General features: G+C 69.3%; 19 protein-coding genes and 1 pseudogene. 9 read left to right on the top strand and 11 right to left on the bottom strand.

The annotated features are described in order from the left end of the window. Nucleotides 1-182 precede the first annotated feature (182 nt). On the top strand, nt 183-1,574 hold the full coding sequence (locus ACFFN1_RS05015) for a sodium/glutamate symporter (protein ID WP_376839187.1): 1,392 nt from the start codon (nt 183-185) through the stop codon (nt 1,572-1,574). A gap of 121 nt (nt 1,575-1,695) precedes the next feature. Here ACFFN1_RS05015 and ACFFN1_RS05010 read toward each other — a convergent pair whose 3' ends face one another. After that, on the bottom strand, nt 1,696-2,325 hold the full coding sequence (locus ACFFN1_RS05010) for a hypothetical protein (RefSeq protein WP_376839185.1): 630 nt from the start codon (nt 2,323-2,325) through the stop codon (nt 1,696-1,698). A gap of 110 nt (nt 2,326-2,435) precedes the next feature. Between ACFFN1_RS05010 and ACFFN1_RS05005 the strand changes: the two genes are divergently transcribed. From ACFFN1_RS05005 to ACFFN1_RS04985, 5 genes are all read left to right on the top strand, one after another. Next, nucleotides 2,436-3,404, top strand: coding sequence for a CPBP family glutamic-type intramembrane protease (locus ACFFN1_RS05005; RefSeq protein ID WP_376839184.1), 969 nt, complete (start codon nt 2,436-2,438; stop codon nt 3,402-3,404). Between the two features lie 128 nt (nt 3,405-3,532). Further along, nucleotides 3,533-5,230, top strand: a complete 1,698-nt coding sequence (locus tag ACFFN1_RS05000) for a sensor histidine kinase (protein ID WP_376839181.1) — start codon at nt 3,533-3,535, stop codon at nt 5,228-5,230. Then, the gene (locus ACFFN1_RS04995; protein WP_376839179.1) at nt 5,221-5,883 is read left to right on the top strand and encodes a response regulator transcription factor; all 663 of its coding nucleotides are present in this window, start codon (nt 5,221-5,223) and stop codon (nt 5,881-5,883) included. Before ACFFN1_RS05000 ends, ACFFN1_RS04995 begins: the two co-directional genes overlap by 10 nt. 12 nt (nt 5,884-5,895) lie before the next feature. Continuing rightward, nucleotides 5,896-7,167, top strand: a complete 1,272-nt coding sequence (locus tag ACFFN1_RS04990) for a DUF4097 family beta strand repeat-containing protein (RefSeq protein ID WP_376839177.1) — start codon at nt 5,896-5,898, stop codon at nt 7,165-7,167. 88 nt (nt 7,168-7,255) lie between these two features. Further along, nucleotides 7,256-7,513, top strand: a complete 258-nt coding sequence (locus ACFFN1_RS04985; protein WP_376839176.1) for a metal-sensitive transcriptional regulator — start codon at nt 7,256-7,258, stop codon at nt 7,511-7,513. 23 nt (nt 7,514-7,536) lie between these two features. On the opposite strand, the gene ACFFN1_RS04980 is transcribed toward ACFFN1_RS04985, so the two are convergent. Next, the gene (locus ACFFN1_RS04980) at nt 7,537-7,719 is read right to left on the bottom strand and encodes a DUF8730 family Cys-rich protein (protein WP_376839174.1); all 183 of its coding nucleotides are present in this window, start codon (nt 7,717-7,719) and stop codon (nt 7,537-7,539) included. A 159-nt stretch (nt 7,720-7,878) separates the two neighbouring features. Between ACFFN1_RS04980 and ACFFN1_RS04975 the strand changes: the two are divergent. Further along, nucleotides 7,879-9,312, top strand: a pseudogene (locus ACFFN1_RS04975) (amidase); the annotation flags it as partial. A gap of 45 nt (nt 9,313-9,357) precedes the next feature. Next, nucleotides 9,358-9,915: an isopentenyl-diphosphate Delta-isomerase gene (idi, locus tag ACFFN1_RS04970; RefSeq protein ID WP_376839367.1), complete on the top strand. Its 558-nt coding sequence runs from the start codon at nt 9,358-9,360 to the stop codon at nt 9,913-9,915. A 3-nt stretch (nt 9,916-9,918) separates the two neighbouring features. On the opposite strand, the gene ACFFN1_RS04965 is transcribed toward idi, so the two are convergent. Then, nucleotides 9,919-10,824 carry an amidohydrolase family protein gene (locus ACFFN1_RS04965; protein WP_376839172.1) on the bottom strand — a complete coding sequence of 302 codons (906 nt, stop codon included), beginning with the start codon at nt 10,822-10,824 and terminating at the stop codon, nt 9,919-9,921. A gap of 89 nt (nt 10,825-10,913) precedes the next feature. Here ACFFN1_RS04965 and curA point away from each other — a divergent pair, with 89 nt between their 5' ends. Continuing rightward, nucleotides 10,914-11,930, top strand: coding sequence for an NADPH-dependent curcumin/dihydrocurcumin reductase (curA, locus tag ACFFN1_RS04960; RefSeq protein WP_376839170.1), 1,017 nt, complete (start codon nt 10,914-10,916; stop codon nt 11,928-11,930). Here the strand turns inward: curA and ACFFN1_RS04955 are convergent, their stop codons facing one another. The 8 genes from ACFFN1_RS04955 to ACFFN1_RS04920 all read right to left on the bottom strand — a co-directional run bounded on the left by ACFFN1_RS04955 (nt 11,931) and on the right by ACFFN1_RS04920 (nt 18,278). Then, a complete protein-coding gene (locus tag ACFFN1_RS04955) occupies nt 11,931-12,950 on the bottom strand; it encodes an asparaginase domain-containing protein (protein WP_376839168.1) in 1,020 nt (339 codons plus the stop codon). It abuts the gene before it with no gap. Between the two features lie 89 nt (nt 12,951-13,039). Further along, the gene (locus ACFFN1_RS04950) at nt 13,040-13,564 is read right to left on the bottom strand and encodes a DUF4442 domain-containing protein (RefSeq protein ID WP_376839166.1); all 525 of its coding nucleotides are present in this window, start codon (nt 13,562-13,564) and stop codon (nt 13,040-13,042) included. A gap of 21 nt (nt 13,565-13,585) precedes the next feature. Then, a complete protein-coding gene (locus ACFFN1_RS04945) occupies nt 13,586-14,446 on the bottom strand; it encodes a prenyltransferase (RefSeq protein WP_376839163.1) in 861 nt (286 codons plus the stop codon). Then, nucleotides 14,443-14,922: a lycopene cyclase domain-containing protein gene (locus ACFFN1_RS04940; RefSeq protein ID WP_376839160.1), complete on the bottom strand. Its 480-nt coding sequence runs from the start codon at nt 14,920-14,922 to the stop codon at nt 14,443-14,445. The genes ACFFN1_RS04945 and ACFFN1_RS04940 overlap by 4 nt, the downstream gene beginning before the upstream one ends. Continuing rightward, a complete protein-coding gene (locus ACFFN1_RS04935) occupies nt 14,919-15,329 on the bottom strand; it encodes a lycopene cyclase domain-containing protein (RefSeq protein WP_376839158.1) in 411 nt (136 codons plus the stop codon). Before ACFFN1_RS04935 ends, ACFFN1_RS04940 begins: the two co-directional genes overlap by 4 nt. Continuing rightward, nucleotides 15,326-16,987, bottom strand: coding sequence for a phytoene desaturase family protein (gene crtI, locus ACFFN1_RS04930; RefSeq protein ID WP_376839157.1), 1,662 nt, complete (start codon nt 16,985-16,987; stop codon nt 15,326-15,328). Before crtI ends, ACFFN1_RS04935 begins: the two co-directional genes overlap by 4 nt. Further along, nucleotides 16,984-17,892 (bottom strand): phytoene/squalene synthase family protein, encoded by a 909-nt coding sequence (locus ACFFN1_RS04925; RefSeq protein WP_376839155.1) that lies wholly within the window; start codon nt 17,890-17,892, stop codon nt 16,984-16,986. The genes crtI and ACFFN1_RS04925 overlap by 4 nt, the downstream gene beginning before the upstream one ends. A gap of 11 nt (nt 17,893-17,903) precedes the next feature. Beyond that, nucleotides 17,904-18,278, bottom strand: a complete 375-nt coding sequence (locus ACFFN1_RS04920) for a DUF2568 domain-containing protein (protein ID WP_376839153.1) — start codon at nt 18,276-18,278, stop codon at nt 17,904-17,906. Nucleotides 18,279-18,496 lie beyond the last annotated feature (218 nt).

The raw sequence follows: 18,496 nt of genomic DNA, 5'->3' as shown, positions 1-18,496 counted from the left end.
GCGCGGGCTGCGGCGGTTGCGGTGGTGAATGTGCGTCGGCGCGACACCCTGTCCTCAGGGAACACTCAGCGTCCGGCCTGCTCAGAGCCATCAGCCGGCGGTCGGCCCGGTGCTCCCCGAACCGATGTCGGCAGATCAGCGTCGAGTTGTCGGCAAGGCCCAGAACTGTGGAGGAACCACTGATGGAGTACACCCCTTATACCCTGCTCATCGACGTCGGCATCATCTCCGGCCTGCTGCTCGTCGGCAAGCTCATCCGCGCCTACGTCCGCCCGGTGCAGAGCCTGCTCATCCCCTCGGCGATCACCGCCGGCATCCTCGGCCTCATCCTTGGCCCGGCCGTGCTCGGCTGGCTGCCCTTCAGCGACCAGCTCGGCACCTACTCGACACTCCTCATCGCCGTCGTCTTCGGCGCGATGCCCTACAGCATGGAGCTCTCCGGCCGTGTGCTCAAGGGCGCCCGGGCGATGTGGTCCTTCTCCACCGGCATGTACGTCCTGCAGTGGGGCATCGCGGTGCTCTTCAGCCTCATCGTGCTGTCCTTCCTCTTCGACGCCCCGGACTGGTTCGGCCTCATGCTGCCGGTCGGCTGGGTCGGCGGCTTCGGCACCGCCGCGGCGATCGGCGGCTCCCTGGAGGACAGCGGCCGGGAGGCTGCGATGACCCTCGGCTTCACCTCGGCGACGATCGGCACGCTCGTGGCGATCATCGGCGGCATCATCATGGCCAAGTGGGGTGCGAAGAAGGGCTACACCTCGCAGATCGGCGACACCTCCGAGCTGCCGCAGGAGCTGCGCACCGGCCTCATCTCGACCATCGGCCAGCGCCCGGCGATCGGCCATGCGACCTCCTCGCCGTCCTCGCTGGAGTCGCTGGCCATGCACGTCTCCGTCATCGGCATGACGGTGCTCGGCGCCTATGGTGTGCAGCAGGGTGTGAGCGCGCTGTTCCCCGACGTCAGCATCCCGCTGTTCGCGCTCGCCTTCGTCGTCGGTATGGCCGGCCGCGGAGTCCTGGACGTGAGCAACGCCAAGAAGTACGTCGACCGGGACACCATCTCCGCTGTCTCCGGCTCCGCCACCGACTACCTCGTCGCCTTCGGCGTGGCATCCATCGTCCCGTCGATCGTCGCCGACTTCGCCGTGCCGTTCTCGATCCTCATGGTCGTCGGCCTCATCTACTGCCTCATTCTCTTCCGCTTCGTCAGCCCGGCGATGTTCGGCAAGCAGTGGATCGAGCGCGGCATCTTCGGCTGGGGCTGGGCCACCGCCTCGGTCGCCACCGCGATCGCACTGCTGAAGATCGTCGACCCGAAGATGAAGTCGAAGACGCTCGAGGAGTTCGGCGTGGCCTATGTGGGCTACTCGCCGTTCGAGATCGGCATGACGATTGCGGTACCGCTGCTCATCATCGCCGGCTTCGCCTGGCCGTACGCCATCGTCGTCACCCTCGGCGGCATCGCCGTCTTCGTCATCGCCTTCATCCTCGGCTGGACGAAGAACGCCGATGAGGACGGCGGCGAGGCGAGCGGACAGGCCGGGGCGGCTGCCGCCTCGGGCGCGGACGGCACCTGACACGCGGACGGCACCTGAGCCCCGGGCCGAGGTGAGACGGTCTGGCGCCGCAACCGCTGCGCCGCAACCGCCGCCTCAGTAGCCGCAACCGCCGCGCCTCAGCATGCGCCAGCACCCTTGTTCAGGCGCGCGGTGCCGGTGCGGTGCTGCGGTGCCGGGCCTCGGCCCGCTCCTGCCGGCGCAGCACAACACCGCGGGCGCTGCCCATCGCGATGAGGGTGAGCGTCAGCGCGACCGCCCCGAGTGAGAACGACGGGGAGGCATCAGCCTGCGCGACAGCGAGCTGGAAGACGATGATCGACAGCATCGAGGCGCAGAATGCCGGGATCGTCCAGTTGACCGACAGCCGCGCGGCGATCGAGATGAGCACCACGGCGCCGGCCGGAGCGGCGAGCACCGAGACCATCCAGACGCACAGCACCACCAGCCCGGCGACCAGTGCCGAGGGCGGGCCGACATAGGAGTCCTGCCGCTCCATCGGGTCGTGCTTGATGGCCGCCGGCAGCATCGCGAGCGCAAGGATCCCGAGGATGACGTCGACGATGAGGTGTACGCTCGGGATCCCCGGCTGCACCGCCCGGCCGAACGCGCCGGCGGAGTTGAGCTGCAGGCCGTGATAGGCCGCGCACATGAGCACTCCGGAGATCGCCGCCAGCCAGAACAGCACCATCGTGCGGGTGTGCGAGCGCAGCGGCTGCGGCTCGGTTGGCGGCAGCGGCCGGTCGGCTTCGGCAGAGCGGCTACTATTCATATGCAGTACTCTACGATTCCCAGCCGAGAGCCTGCCGAGACGGGGCTTCGCAGCGGCTGGGCGCGCCCGCTCGGCCGGGCGCCTGACTGGGGCAGAGAGGAGAGCCGGTGATGCGCAAGGTCTACCAGCCTCCCTACTTCGACCCGGCGAAGACCCCGGTGTTCCGCTACTACCGGATGGCCGAAACCTATCCGGGCATCCGCTGGTGGCGCCCGCTGCTCGTCGGGGCGCTCACCCTCGCGCTCTTCCTCATCTTCACCGGGATCATCTTCGTGCCGGTGGTGCTCATCACCGAGAGCCTCATCCCGGCGCTGCTCGAACCGCTCTTCGACGATAACTTCGCCAGGCGCATGACCGACCCGGCGGTGCTGTTCTTCATCGTGCTGTGGACCGTCGCCTGCATTCCGGCCTGCCTGCTGGCGATGAAGTTCTCCGGCCGGCCGGTGGGCACCCTGTTCTCCGTCGAGGGCCGGTTCCGGTGGAAGCTCTTCGCCCGTTGCATCCTGCTCGCCGCCGCCATCACCGTGCCGATCACCTCGCTGCTGCTCATCTTCGATCCGGTCGCCCAAGACCACTTCCACTGGCCGGACCGCGGCAGCGCCACACTCCTGCTCGCCACGCTCCTGCTCATCCCGCTGCAAGCCGCCGGCGAGGAGATGGTCTGCCGCGGCATCCTCGGTCAGATGGTCGGCTCCTGGCTGGCGTACCCGGTGTGGCCGATCCTGCTGCCGGTCCCGCTGCTGCTGCTCGGCAGCGGCTACACCTTCGTCAGCCAGGTCGACATCGTCATCTTCGCCCTCGGCGCCGGCTTCGTCACCTGGGCCACCGGCGGCCTGGAGGCGGCGATCGCGCTGCACATCGTCCTCAACATCCTCTTCTACTCGATGGCGGCGTTCAATCTGCTGCTGCCCAACAGCCTCGACGGCGGATCGCTCACCCAGCTGCTCGTCTCCACCCTCATCGTCGTCATCTACTCCACCCTCGTCGTCACCCACCACGACGCCGTCAAGTACCCCAACCACGCCCGCGCCCAGCCCGGAGCCCTCGACGGCCGGCTTGTGGTGCCGGGCGGCATGTGAGGTTCCGGTGGCCGCCGCCGAGGTGTGGGTTCCGTTCCCGAGGCGGGGGAGACCAGTGGGGAAAACCCGACCGACTCCGACGGTTGACACCATGCCCAGCGCTGCTGCGGCGAACATACGGTGAAGCTATGAACACCACTCCTCGCCCCGATGGGGCACATGAGAATCAGACGCTCCCACTGCCGGGCGCCAGCGGCGCTGCGCCGGAAGCCGGAGCCGAGGCGGTCGAACCGACCGCAGCCCTGCCCGCCTCCGGACCGGTGGCGCCGGCCGATGAGACTGCAGAGACTGCTGTGCTGGCAGCTGATGAAACTGCAGCCGATGAGACTGCGGAGACTGCTGTGCTGGCAGCTGATGAAACTGCAGCCGATGAGCCGGCAGCCGAGGCAGCGGCGACGAGCGATGCCTCCGCGCCCGGCGCCGCGGGAGCCGATGGCCCTGTTGCGGCCGGCGCCGCGGAACCCATCGTCCCGCCGGCGGTCCCGAAGGCTGACAAGGCCGCCGAGCGCACGTGGCGCAAGGGCTACCCGGGGATCTTCGGCATCTTCAATGTCATCGCCTCCGGCGTGCTCGCCGTCGTCTGGGCCTGGGTGCCGGTCTCGCTCCTCGTCGCCGGCGTCAGCGGGCTGTTTGCACTCGGCATCGGACTCCTCGCCCTGTTCCTCTGGTTCCTCCTGCAGCGGGCGGTCAACCGCTTCGAGCGCTACCGGGCCGAGGCGATCTACGGTGATGAGATCACCTCCCTGCCGACTCCGCAGTCGTCGTATCCCTTTGGGTTCGGTCGGTTCATGCACACGCAGTGGCTGATCCTCAAGACCCCCAGCTTCTGGCGCTCGACGGCGCACCACTACATCAAGATGCTCTACGGCGGGTTCATCGGGGTCCTCGTCGCGATCGGCGCAGGGTTCTGCTTCGTGTTCGGCGCTGCTGCCATCAACCCAGTCATCACTGCTTTCGTGGGCCCCGAAATCGTGGGCCTCGGCTCGCGCCTCGGCAGCGGACTGGCCGCCCTGGCGGCGCTCGCCTCCACGATCGTGATCCTCTTCTTCAGCCCGTATCTCGACCGGATCCTCGACCGTACGCTGCTGCCGCCCACCCGCACCGAGGCGCTGCGGGCCGAGGTCGATTCGCTCGACCGGGCGCGGGTCGGCGCTGTCGATGCGGCGACCACCGAACGGCTGCGCATCGAACGCGACCTGCACGACGGCGTCCAGCCGATGCTCGTGGCGACCTCGATGAAGCTCGGCATGGCCAAAGCCAAGATCGATTCCGATCCGGAGGCAGCCAAGAAGCTGCTGACCGAGGCGCATGCTGAGTCGAAGGCGTCGATCAATGAGCTGCGTCAGCTCGCCCGCGGCATCCACCCGGCTGTGCTCACCGACCGGGGACTCGACGCGGCGGTCTCAGCTCTGGCTGCGCGCTGCGCGGTGCCGGTGCGGGTGGACATCGACCTCAGCGAGCGCCCCGCCGTCCCAGCCCAGCCCGGTGCTGTCCCAGGTGCTGCGCCAGGTGCCATGCAGCTGCCGCAGCCGGCGCGCCTGAGCTCGGAGACCGAAGCCGTCGCCTACTTCGTCGTCGCCGAGGCGCTGACGAACATCAGCAAGCATGCGCAGGCCACCGAGGCCAGGGTCGGGATCTACGTCCAGGACGGACGCCTGAACCTGAGCGTCAGCGACAACGGCCGCGGCGGTGCGCGCATCGACCCGACGATCGGCACCGGGCTCTCCGGCCTGGCCGACCGTGTGACCGCAGCCCGCGGCACATGGGCCCTGACCAGCCCGGTCGGCGGCCCGACAACCCTGGTAGTGGAGGTGCCATGCGAATAATCATCGCCGAAGATGCCGTGCTGCTGCGGGAGGGCCTCGTCAGGCTGCTCACCGATGCCGGTCACGAGGTGGTCGCTGCCGTCGGCGATGCCAATGAGTTCCTCGCTGCGCTCAACACTCTGGCGCAGTCGGCTGAGGGCGCACCGGACCTGGCGATCGTCGACGTGCGGATGCCGCCCACCTTCACCGATGAGGGCATCCGCGCTGCGGTGCTCGTGCGCTCGCAGAACCCCGAGGTCGGCGTCATCGTCCTCTCCCAGTACGTCGAGGAGCGCTACGCGCGCGACCTCATCGCTGACAACTCCGGCGGATTCGGCTATCTGCTCAAGGACCGGGTCGCCGATGTCGAGGAGTTCCTCGAAGCAGTCACCGAGGTCGCCGAGGGCGGCACGGTGCTCGACCCTGAGGTCGTCAGCCAGATCATCGTGCGCACCCGCAAACAGGACGGCCTCTCGGTCCTGACGGCCCGCGAACGCGAGGTCCTGCAGCTCATGGCCGAGGGCAAGTCCAATTCTGCGATCGCCGGCAGCCTGTTCCTCAGCGCAGGCGCCGTCGAGAAGCACATCAGTTCGATCTTCACGAAATTCGGCCTCATGGCCGACACATCTGAGAACCGCCGCGTCCTCGCAGTGCTGCGGTTCCTCGGGGCCTAGGAGGTACCCGCCATGTCGTTCCCACAGAACCCCCAGCATCACGAGAACCCCCAGCAGCAGCCCGATGCGCCGACGCGGCCGATGCACCCGGCCGGACCCGCTCAGCAGGGGCCTGCCCAGCCCGGACCTGCCCAGCCTGGACCCGCTCAGTTCGGACCCGCCCAGCCCGGTGGCCCTGGCTACAACGGGCCGCCACAGACCCACCGACCGGCCGGCGGCCGGCCGGGGAAGCACGAGGTGCGGGTCGATCCGGCCACGGCCTTCCGACCCGAGAACGTCAGCAGCAGTGCCCGCACCGGCATCCGCACGGTCGTCGCCATCGTCGCCGTGCTGGCTATCGTCGTGCCGCTGTCGATCGGCTCGGTCATTTTCGCCGAGGTCGTGCGCACACACCAGTACACCGACCTCCAGTCCTTCGCGCCCACGTCCGATGAGCTGCTCGTCGATATGCCGGTGGGCCGGGTCGAGGTCGTTACCGGTGAGGTGAGCGAAGTCGAGGTCGCATTCGAGTTCGTCGGCACCACTGAGAACCCCTCGCTCTCGATCGACGAAGACGACCAGCGCACGCGGATCTCCGTCGAGCACGCTGAGGAGACGTCGCGGACGTCGGGCCACTACGACTCCTTCCTGAGCGTCACAGTCCCAGAGAAGGAGGCGGAGACGATGGGCGTGGAGGTCCGATCCGACCTTGCCGCTCTGTGGCTCAGCGGCACCTTCGAGACGGTCACGGCGTCCAGCGGTATCGGTGCCATCGACGCCTCAGACCTCACGACCAAGAAGCTGAGCATCGATTCCGGGACCGGAGCGATCAGCCTCGACGGCCGGCATGAGGTTGTCGAGGTCTCCTCCGACCTCGGTGCCGTCAACGCCTCCGATCTGGTGGTCACCGACCAGCTGAGCGTCGACACTGAGAGCGGTCTGATCGACGTCTCGCTGGACAAGGCCACCCTGCCGCGCAGTGGTGTCGACCTGAGCACTGAAAACGGCTTCATCGACCTTGCGGTGCCCCGCATCGGCGATGTCGTGGAGACCGATGCGGTCGGCTACACCGTCAGTTCCACAGGCTCCGGCTTGAACGAGATCAACATCGATTCGATCCCGCTGTCGAAGGACCAGACGACAGTGCCGCTCAACCTGCGCAGCTCAGGCGGTGACGTCACCGTCGTCTACCGCGACCTCGACGACTACGATGACAGCGACGACGGTGAAGACGCCGACGGAGAAGACGCCGACGGAGAAGACGCCGACGAGGAAGGTGACGAAGCCGACGCCCACGAGGCGTGAACGTGCGCATTGACACAGCGGTGGTGCCTGTCACAGCCAGTAAGATGGCTGCTGACAGGCGCCGCCGCGGCGTTGGGAGGGGGAATCGATGCAGGTCAACACCGAGACGCTGAAGCCGGCGATCAACCGACTCAAGCGGGCCAACGGTCAGCTCGCCGCCGTCGTCCGGATGGTCGAAGAAGGCAATGAGTGCCAGGACGTCATCACCCAGCTGGCCGCTGTGTCCTCAGCTGTCGACCGCGCCGGCTTTGCGATCATCGCCGACACCCTCCAGCACTGCATCTCCGAGGGCGGAGCCGAGGTCGACGTCCGCGAGCTGGAGAAGATGTTCCTCTCCCTGGCCTGAGCCTCCGACCTGAGGCTGACTGCTCAGCCGCCGAAGAGCCGGGCGAAGAAGCCCTTGCCGCCGCCGGCGGCGTCCTTCTCCGCCTGCGTGTGCTTGCCATTGCACCACTGTCCGGCCGGCACCTGAGCCTTGACCTGAGCGATGTGCTGGCCGCAGCCGGCCCACGTCGTCTTCTCGCACACTCTGCATCGCACTGGTCGGCACATGATGTGCCTCCTTCCTCTGCTGCCCGGCGGCAGCCTCGCCTCTGACGAAATCCGAAATAATACCCATAGGGGTATCTGAATGATACGCGGGTGAGAGCGACTCATGTCAAACCGTGCATCTGCTCGCCAGCCCGACCGGCTCGACGCGCCCGGAGGTGAATGGGGTACGAATGGACTATGGAGAACACCCCCGCCGCACGCCCCGGCCAGCCGGTCCGCGCCACCACCGTTCCCGAGGCGCTGGCCGCCTCACAGCAGCTGGGCACCGCCTTCAACGCGATCGTCGAGACCCTGCCGGTCGACCCGGAAGCAGCCGGCATGCCGATCGCAGTCAAGGACGTCATCGACATCGCCGGCTCACTCACGACCATGGGTTCCCACGTCCGCCCAGCTGAGCCGGCCACCGCCTCGGCGGCGGTCATCGAACTGTGCGCGCAGCTCGGGCTGGTGCCGGTGGCCAAGACGACCTGCCAGGAGCACTCCTACGGCATCATGGGCGAAGAGAGCGTCCACGGCCGCGGCATCAACCCGATCTGGCCGGGCTTCACTACCGGCGGGTCGAGCTACGGCTCCGCGATCGCCGTCGCCACAGGCGTCGTCCCGGCTGCGATCGGCACCGACACTGCCGGCTCGGTGCGCGTACCGGCTGCCTGCGCGGCCATCACCGGCTTCAAACCCACACTCGGGCGCATCCCGACCGCCGGTGTCGCGCCGCTGTCGGACAGCTTCGACACCGTCGGCTTCTTCACCCGCACCCTGGCCGAGATGGCCCCGCTGTGGCAGCGCTTCGCACAGGCCTGCCCCGGACCCGTGCCCGGTCAGGCCACCGTGCCGGCGATACCGCAGGCCCGCACTCTGCCGGCCAGGGGAGCAGCAGCCGGCGCCGAGGCGGCAGCCCACCCCGCAGCTGGCGCCGAGGCGGCAGCCCACCCTGAGGCAGGCGGCGACGCGGCTGCCGAAGGCGGCGACCGGTGCGTGCGCATCGGCGTCTTCGCCGTCGATGAGCTCACCGGTCACGGCGGCGGCACCGGTGGGCGGGCCTGCGACCGGGGCTGGTTCGCACAGCGCGTGCAGCCGTGGCTGGACGCGCGCATCGCCGCAGCTGAGCGCGCCGGCTGGCAGATCGAGCTCGTCGACCTGGCAGATGCCTTCGACCTCTCGGAGATCGCTGCGGTCTACTCGACGGTGCGGGCGCGCGAAAGCTGGCTCATCCACCGCCCGGCCTGGGAGGCCGGCCATCGGGACTTCCAGCCGCAGGTGCGCGCCAATCTCGAACACGATCAGTCGGTGACGGAGGAGGCCTACCGGCACGCGCTGGCTGAGTGCGCACGCATCCGTGAGACCGCCGCCGAGGTGTTCGCGCGCGTCGATGTCATCCTCACCCCGACGATGGGCTGCGAACCGGTCCGCTGGGAGGACACCGACCAGAACGTGCGCTGGGCCTTCCGCGCCTATACGCAGCTGTTCAACGTCCTCGGCTGGCCAGCCATCAGTGTGCCGGTCGATGCGCTGCCCCGGCTGCTGACCGGCCCGGACGGCCGGCAGCGGGCGGAGTTCCCTGCGAGCGTGCAGCTGGCAGCCGCTCCGTGGCAGGACACCGAGCTCGTCGACTTCGCCGCATGGTTCGCAGGTGAGGCCATGCCCGAGGCTGACCCGGCAGATGAAGATCCGGAGGTCGAGCAGGTGGTGCTGCTGTCCGATGACGGGCAGGCGATCGGCGTCGCTGACAAGGCCGAGGTCCACACTGCCGCGACCCCGCTGCACCAGGCGTTCTCCTGCTTCATCAGCGACGCCGATGGGCGTGTGCTGCTGACCCGCCGAGCGCTTGGGAAGAAGACCTGGCCGGGGGTGTGGACGAATGCGCTGTGCGGCCACCCCGCGCCGGGCGAGCCGATCGCTGCCGCCGTGCACCGGCGGGCGGCAGAGGAGCTCGGCTGCCGGCTGGAGGACCTCGACACGGTGCTGCCGGCCTTCCGCTATCAGGCGACCGACGCCTCGGGCGTGGTGGAGAACGAGATCTGCCCGGTCTTCACCGCCCGGCTCGCAGGCGATCTGGCGCCCCTGCCAGAGGAGGTGGCCGAGCATGCCTGGGTGGAGCCGACCGCACTCGATGTGGCGGTGGCGGCGGTGCCGTTCATGTTCTCGCCGTGGATGCGCGAGGAGTGGCAGCTGCTGCGCGCCGCCCAGCAGGGCTGAGCCTCAGCTGCTGCGGGCCGGCAGCCCGAGCAGCCGCGCACCGTTGTCCCACAGGACCGCGCGCAGCCACTCCTCACCCAGCCGGAGGCGGGCGAGCGCTTCGAGCTGATGCGCATAGGGATACGGGATCGTCGGGAAGTCCGAGCCGAGCACCACGCGCTCGCGCAGCTCCGCCAGCCGGCTGCGGTAGCGCTCATCGAAGGGCGCCATGCGGTTGGTGAAATCGGTGGCGAACATCGTCGTGTCGAGGTGCACATGCTCGAAGTCCTCGGCCAGATCCGCGAACGCGTGGTACTCCGGCATCCCCATATGCGCGATGACCGCATGCAGCTGCGGGAAGTCAGCGAGCACCTGCCGCATGTGCTCCGGCCCGGTGAACCGGCCCGGGCGCGGACCGGAGCCGACATGGATGACGACCGGCACCTCGGCGGCGGCCAGCGCCTCCCATGCCGGGGCGAGCAGCGGGGAGTCCGGTGCGAAATCGCCGACCTGCACATGCATCTTGAACAGCCGCGCTCCCGCGTCGAGAGCCTGGCGGACATAGTCGCCCACCCCCTCTTCGGGGTAGAGGGTGCCGCAGTGGATGACATCGGCGTGTTCTGCGGCGAAAGCGGCATTCCAGTCGTTGAGCCAGGCGGCCATGCCCGGCTTGTGCGGATAGGTCAGCGCCGGAATCGCCGGGATCCGGAAGCCGCGCAGGATCTCCAGCCGGGTGGCGACGTCGAAGCGGTAGGTGATGGGCCAGTCGTATCCGTCGACCTCGGCGGCATTGTCGAAGACCGCCCACACCTTCTGCTGCATCCGCGCAGGCAGGAAGTGGATGTGGATATCGGCCAGGCCGGGCAGCTCGAGGGCCGTGAGGAAGCCGGGGATCTCAGCGTCGGTGCGTGGGTCGGGCAGGCTCGTCATGGCCTGAGGGTATCAGCACCTCGACGCTGGGCGGCCAGCGGCATTAGAGTATTGAACAGTCGTTCGACAACTGCTAAAGGAGAGATCCCATGACGGTCAACCGCAGCATCCGCCTCGCCCGCCGCCCCCACGGCGCACCGGTTCCCGAGGACTTCGAACTCGCCGAATCAGCGATCCCGACCCCCGGTGAGGGGCAGGCGCTCGTGCGCACCCGGTACCTGTCGCTCGACCCGTATATGCGCGGGCGGATGTCGGATGCGAAGTCCTATGCCGCTCCGCTGGAGATCGGCGATGTCATCATCGGCGGCACCGTCGGCGAGGTGGTCGCCTCCAATGACCCGAAGCTCGCGGTCGGTGATGTGGTGCAGAACTACGGCGGCTGGCAGGACTACAGCCTCACGACTTCCAAGGAGGCCTATCCAGTCGATGAGTCGGTCGCCCCGGCCAGTGCGTCACTCGGCATCCTCGGCATGACCGGCTTCACCGCCTACTCCGGGCTGCTGGCGATCGGCAAGCCGCAGGCAGGTGAGACCGTCGCGGTGGCCGCCGCCTCGGGCCCGGTCGGTTCGGCCGTCGGGCAGATCGCCAAGATCAAGGGCTGCCGCACCGTCGGCATCGCCGGCGGACCAGAGAAGGTCGCCTATCTCAAGGAGATCGGCTTCGACGTCGCCCTCGACCACAAGGAGCCGGACCTGCGCGGCCGCCTCAAGGAGGCCTGCCCGGAGGGCATCGACGTGTACTTCGAGAACGTCGGCGGGCAGGTGTGGGATGCGGTGCTGCCACGGCTCAACACCTATGCGCGTGTGCCGGTGTGCGGGCTCATCGCCAACTACAACCGCACCGAGGCGCCCTCGGGCCCGGACCGTTCGGCTGCGCTCATGGCCTCGGTGCTGACGAAGAGCCTGACCCTGCGCGGCTTCATCCAGCTGGAGTTCGTCCGCGAGATGTACCGCGATTTCCTGCGCGATACGGGCCAGTGGGTCGCTGAGGGGAAGATCAGCTACCGCGAGGACATCACCGAGGGACTGGAGAACGCCCCGGAGACCTTCATCGGCATGCTCGAAGGCAGGAACTTCGGCAAGACGATCATCAAGGTCGCCGACTGATCAGCCGCGGAAGGCGGCGAACACTCCGGGCAGGCTCTCGCGCGGCACGCCGGCGCGCAGTGCGAGCATGAGCAGCAGCCGCGCCCGGCAGGCGTTGAGCACGCCTGCGGAGATGAGGCCGCGGCTGAGCAGGTCGATCTCGGCACCGGGGTAGGCGTAGGTGCGCTCGAGCACCGCGCCTGCCCCGGTCCGGCTTGCGAGCACGACTGGCAGCTGCTCGGCCAGCGCCGCAACGGATTCGATGGCGCGGTCGGAGACATGTCCTCCTCCCACCCCGGCGATGACCGCACCGGCGTATCCGGCGTCTGCCAGCCCGCTGAGGTAGGCGAGATCGTCATCGAAGCCGGCGGCCACGAGCGCCACCCGGGGCGTCTCCGCTGCCGAGGCGTCTGCCGCATCGGGCACGGTGAGGGTGCCCGGCAGGGTGGCCGGCATGTGCGCGAGGACGACCCGGTCCTCACTCACCCAGCCGAGCGGGCCGGCTCCCGGCGAGGTGAAGGCCGCAACCGAGGTGGTGTGGGCCTTCGTGACGGTGAGCGGGTTGTGGACCTCATCGGCGAAGACGAGCACGCTCGGCAGCCCGGCCAGCCGCGGATCAAGGGCCGCCAGCGCGGCGGCGCGGACATTGGCGGGGCCGTCAGCGCCGGGCAGGGTGGGGTTGCGCATCGCACCGGTGACGGCGATCGGCAGCCCGGTGTCGTTCATGAGCGCGAGGATGAAGGCGGTGTCCTCCAGTGTGTCGGTGCCCTGGGTGACGATGACGGCGCGGGCGCCGTCGGCGCGGGCCTGCCGGGCAGAGGCGAGCACCGCATCGAGCATCTGGAAGGTGATGCTCGGCGAGCCGACCTGGGCGACCTGGTCGAAGCTCACCTCCGGTCCGCCGCCGGGCAGGGAGTCGAGGCCGGCGGCTGCGGTGATCTCTGCGGCCGTGGCAGAGGGCAGCACCCCTCCGGCATCAGTGGTCGCGGCTTGCGCTGCGGCGATCGTGCCGCCGAGGGCGATGACATGCAGGTCGGACATCAGGCTCCTTCGCACAGATTCGGGTTCTCCGCACAGCTCCGCGCGGAGACGGGCAGGCCGGGCCGGCAGCGGCTGCCGGCCCGCAGGTGTCAGCGGTTCTTGGGTCGGGCGTAGAGCTGTTTGCGCACGGTGGCCACGACGGTGCCGGATGCGTCGATGATGTCGTTCTCGAACCACATGAGGGCCCTGCCCTCACGGTCGGCTTCGGTGCGCATCGCCTCGACGGCGGCATCATCGAGGTGGATCTCGGTGGTGACGGTGCCGCGGCCGGGACGCTTGAAGTCGATCTCGCCGGCCTTGTCCCACACGATGTAGTCCGGCCCGAGGCGGCGGAGCATGAGGATCATCCAGAACGGGTCGCACATGGCGAAGAGGGTGCCGCCGAAGTGCGTGCCGACGTAGTTCATATTCAGCTGGCCCTGCCGCAGCTCGACGACGGCTGAGGACCAGTCGGGGGCGATGTGGCGGACCCGCACACCGGCGGCCAGGAACACCGGCCAGGCGTTCATCGCCCGGCGCAGGGTCGCCGGATTGCTCTTGGCGTCGCTGACGGCGCGCTTCGTGCGCGAACGGGCGGACTCAAATGCCTGCTGGGCGCGATGCACAAGGACCATGAGGCACAGTATACGGAGCGCTCAGAGCACCGCGGCGAGCATGAGCATCGTGACGCAGAAGCCGGCGGCGTAGTTGAGCCACAGGAACACCTGCCAGCCGGCCCGGGCGCGTTCGGCGGTGTCATCGGTGACGGTGGCGAAGCGGGCGGTGTTGAGCACATACGGCACCGCGAGCACAGCGGCCAGCCGCACGAACACCGTCGTCCCGGCCAGCAGCAGGAGCCCGGCGAGCAGATAGGCGAGGCTCGCCGCCCGCACGGTCGCCCGGGCCCCGATGACGGTGGCGATCGAGGCGAGGCCGCCGGCCCGGTCCGGTCCGATGTCCTGCACCGCACCGAAGGCCTGACTGGCCGCACCCCAGATGAAGAACGCCGCGATGATGAGCCAGATGTCGCGGTCCAGGCTCGCGCCGGTGAGCGCCAGACCGTACCAGGCGGGGGAGGAGAAATGGGTCGAGGAGGTCAGCGCATCGAGAAACGGGATCTCCTTGAACCGCAGGCCCCGCAGACTGTAGGCGACGACGGCGAACATGCTGATGGCGAGCACGAGGTTCGCCTGCCAGCTGCCGGCGCAGGCGAGGACGATGAGGAACGGCAGGCAGGAGGCGGCCGCGGCGATGAGGATGGTGCGGTGGTGGCGCGGGTCGGTGACCTGGCCTTCGATGCCGCCCTTGCGGGGATTGCGGATGTCGGAGGCGTAGTCGAAGACGTCGTTGATGCCGTACATCGCCAGGTTGTAGGGGATGAGGAAGAACAGGCAGCCGAGCGCGAACACCGCATCGACCCCGCCGCCGGTGAGCAGATACGCTGCCCCGAACGGGAAGGCGGTGTTGATCCACGAGACCGGGCGCGAGGTGCCGGCCAGCAGCCTGAGTGTCCTCACCGGGCGCCCCGATCACCCGCGTTGCCGTGCCCGTCTGGGGTGCTGTGCTCGGCTGGGCCTGGGCGCTCGTTCCGCTGCCGTGGCGCACGCCGGCGGCCGAGCAGCAGCCACAGACTCGGCAGCGCGGCGACGGCGAAGAGGGTGTACGACAGGTCCTCGATCGGCATGAGCCCGATCGTGATCCCCAGGTGGTTCTCGTAGGAGAAGAGGCCGGCGGCGATCATGAGGTTGTCGAAGATGATCGTCAGTCCGATGAGCAGGGCAGCGGTGATGATGAGCGCCCGCTGGTGGATGCGCGAACGCGAGGCGGTCATCGACGGATCAGCCGGAGCCGAGGCGGCGGGCCGGTGGGCATCAGCGCTGGGGCTGCCGAGCCGGGCTGAGGAGGGATCCGAGGTGCGCAGCCGCAGGAGTGCGGCGAAGAGCAGCCCGGCGGCCGGGATGAGGAAGACGATGTTGATGAGCACATAGGTCACCGTGGCCCACCTCCCGGCTCGTGCGTGCCCGGCTTATGCCCGGCGGTATCGGCTGGCCCGGCGGGGGCAGCGGCACCGGTGTCGTCGGCATCGCGCATCCGGGTGAGGATGCGCATCGCGCCGGTGAAGACGACCATCGTCAGCCAGCACAGGAAGAAGAGGAAGAAGATCTCTTCGATCGGCAGCTCCGGGGCCAGGTTGATGCCGGTCATATAGGGGCTGTCGCCGCGGTGGAACACTCCGGCGGCGATCCCTGCGGCATCCCAGATGAGGAACACGGCCAGTCCTGCCCCGTGGACGAGGGCGGCGCGCTTCCAGTCAGCGAACCAGAACAGCCGGTGCCGCCAGTCCAGCAGCGCCATCCCCGCGAGCGAGACGAGCAGGCAGGCCAGGTACAGCAGGCTCACCGGACCACCGCCTCGGCTGCGGGAGCCGCAACCGCCTCGGGCACGGGCAGCGGGCCGGAGCTGCGGTCGCCGCGGAAGGCCTTGAGGACGTTCTCGGCACTGATGACGCACATCGGCAGCCCCACCCCGGGCGCGGTGAAGGCGCCGGCGTAGAAGAGGTTGCCGACCTTCTTCGAGCGCACCCGTCCGCGCAGGAAGATCGACTGCGACAGAGTGTTCGCCGGGCCCAGCGCGGTGCCGGACCAGGCATGGAAGTCGCGGGCGAAATCTGCCGGGGCGAGCACGCGGCGCACCCGCAGTCGAGCGGCCAGATCCGGGTGTCCGGTCCAGTGCGCGATCTGCTCGATGATCCGGTCGGCATAGGCTTGCACCGCCGGGTCATGCGCCTGCAGGGAGGCGTCCGCGGGCCAGGGGACGAGGACGAAGAGGTTCTCGCAGCCGGCCGGGGCGACACGCGGGTCCGTGCGCGAAGGCGCGCAGACATAGACCGAGGCAGGATTCGGGATCTGCCGGTCACGGTAGATCGCATCGAAGTTCTGCTCCCAGTCGGCGGTGAAGAGCAGATTGTGATGCGCCAGCCCGTCGAGGCGGCCCTCGACGCCGAGCAGCAGCACGAGCGCACCCATCCCCGGGTCGGCACGCTTCCAGCTGGCTGCCGGCCGGGTCTGCAGGGCCCGCGGCAGCAGGCGGGTCTCCAGATGGTGCAGATCGCAGGCGGCGACGACCGCCTCGGCGCAGAAGACCTCCAGGCCGTGCCGGGTGCGGGCGAGTACCTCGCCCAGCTGCGCGCGCCGGCCGGGCAGCCGACCCCCGACGCGCCGGCCGGGCCTGTGGTGGGTGAGGGAGACGGCCTCGGCCTCGGTGCGGATCGTGACGCCGAGGGCGCGCGCCCGCTCGGCCAGCGCGGTGATGAGGGTGTGCATGCCGCCGAGCGGGTAGCGCACCCCGTCGACGAGGTCGAGGTGGCTCATGAGGTGGTACATCGCCGGCGCGGTCTCCGGGCGGGTGCCGAGGAACACGGCCGGATAGCCGAGGATCTGCCGGGCGAGCGGATCGCTGACCGTGCGCTCGATCCGATCCTGCATGGAGGTGCTCAGCAGACCGGTGAGCTCACCGAGGCCGGCGAGCACCTCCGGGTGGGCGAAGCCGGCAGGGGTGGAGAAGGTCGTGTAGAGGAAGTGGTCGAGGGCCAGCCGGTAGGTGCGGGAGGCGGAGTCGAGATAGGCGGCAACTGCTGCGCGGCTGCCGGGCTCGAGGCGGTCGAACAGCTCGAGCACCCGCTCGCGTCCCGCCGGCACATCGACGGGTGCGGCCGGCACATCAACGGGTGCGGCAGGGGCAGCGCTGCCGGGTTCGGAGGCATGGCCGGTTCCGCTGCGGCTGCCGGGTGCGGTGAAGATCCGGTAGGCCGGGTCGAGGTCGACGAGGGTGAGCGGATTCGGCCCGCCGAGGAGCGCGAAGAGGTGATCGAAGACCTCGGGCATGAGGTACCAGCTCGGGCCGGTGTCGAAGGTGAAGCCGTCCTCGGTGTGCAGGCCGGCCCGGCCGCCGAGCTCGGCGTTCTTCTCCAGCAGCGTGACGGTGTGGCCTGCGGCAGCCAGCAGCGCAGCGGAGGCGAGTCCGGCGATGCCGCCGCCGATGACGACCGTGTCTGTCACGGTCGCTCACCGCCGGCGCCTGCGCGGGTGAGTGCGCGGGCGGCGAGGGCGAGTTTGCGCGGATTGCTCACCCGCATCCGCTGCGTGCGGATCTGCGCTGCCGGGGTGCGGGCCAGCCTCCGGTTGAGTTCGGCGAACAGGGCGTGGGCGATCCGCACCGCAGGGCGCACACGGGCCGGCAGCAGCCCGATGACGGCGCCGGCGGTCGCCAGATCCGCGTCGATCTCGGCGACGATCCGGTCGCGGGCGGCATCATCGAGCCCGGCTGCGCCCAGCCCGGGCAGATAGCTGCGGCCCAGCCGCGTGTCCTCAGCCAGATCGCGGAGGAAGTTGACCTTCTGGAAACCCGCCCCCAGCGCCATCGCGCCCGTGCGCAGGGACGCGGCATCCGCCTCGGGAACGGCACCTTGGAAGAACGCGGCCAGGCACATCTGGCCGATGACCTCAGCCGAGCCGTGGATATAGGCGGCGACCGACTCCTCGGTGTGGGCCTGCGGGCGGATGTCGGCGCGCATCGAGGCGAAGAACGGCTCCCATTCGGCCGGGCCGATGCCCACCTGGCGGGCAGTCAGTGCGAAGGCGTGGGCGATGAGATCCGCCGAGGCGCCGGTCGCCACCGCCGCGGCGATGCGCTGTTCGAAGGCGTCGAGTTCCCTCTGCCGCTGCGCGGCGTTGAGCTGGGCCATGCCGCCGTCGACGATCTCATCGGCGACCCGGGCCATCGCATAGATCGCGGTGATGTGGATCCGCACCTCCGGCGGCAGGGTGCGTACGGCCAGGGAGAAGGACGTCGAATACCGTGCCAGCACCTCGGCGGCGGCAGCCTGGCAGGCGCGCGTGTAGTCCGTGCGGGCGCAGCGGTGCCCGGAATGGCTCGCCGCAGCGAACCGGGTTCTGCGGATCATCGCAGCACCCCTCAGTGCCGGCCGGTCGGGCGGGTGGCGATGAGCGCCTCGTGCTTGTTCTGCCAGATGAGCAGCCCCTCGCAGACGATGAGGAGCACACCGAGTGCGATGCCGACCCAGGCGGGGCCGACGATGATGAGGCCGATGACAGCGCAGAGGTAGGCGAGGCTGCGCACGATGATGACGGAGGCGCGGGAGGCGAGGAAGCCCTTGGGGGAGGCGAACAGCGCCCACAGGAGGATGACGATGAAGAGCGCGCCGACCGCTGCCAGCCACGAGAACAGGCCGCCGCCGACGAGGACGAAGGCGACATAGGCGACCGCCAGCCAGGCGAGGGTCTCGAGGAAGAACAGCGTCGCCTCGGCGAACTTCACCAGTGAAGACATGGCTGGAATCCTCCTTGAGCTGACCGTAGGGCACCGGGCGGACCGGCTGCCCACCACGATACCGCCTGAAGCGTGGATGGCACGGCAGGTGGGTGCTGTGGCAGGCCGGTGGCGCGGCGTCCGGGCGGTCTGGGCGGTCGGGAGCTGAGTGCGGCCCGGAGGCGGCAGGCGGCGGCGCGTAAGTAGACTGTGCCCAGCACGTCTGCCCGGCAATCCGA

It is taken from the genome of Brevibacterium otitidis, assembly GCF_042429315.1.
Classification (GTDB): domain Bacteria; phylum Actinomycetota; class Actinomycetes; order Actinomycetales; family Brevibacteriaceae; genus Brevibacterium; species Brevibacterium otitidis.
The sequence above is the reverse complement of the archived record's forward strand: the minus strand, read 5'-3'. Positions and strand labels throughout refer to the sequence as shown.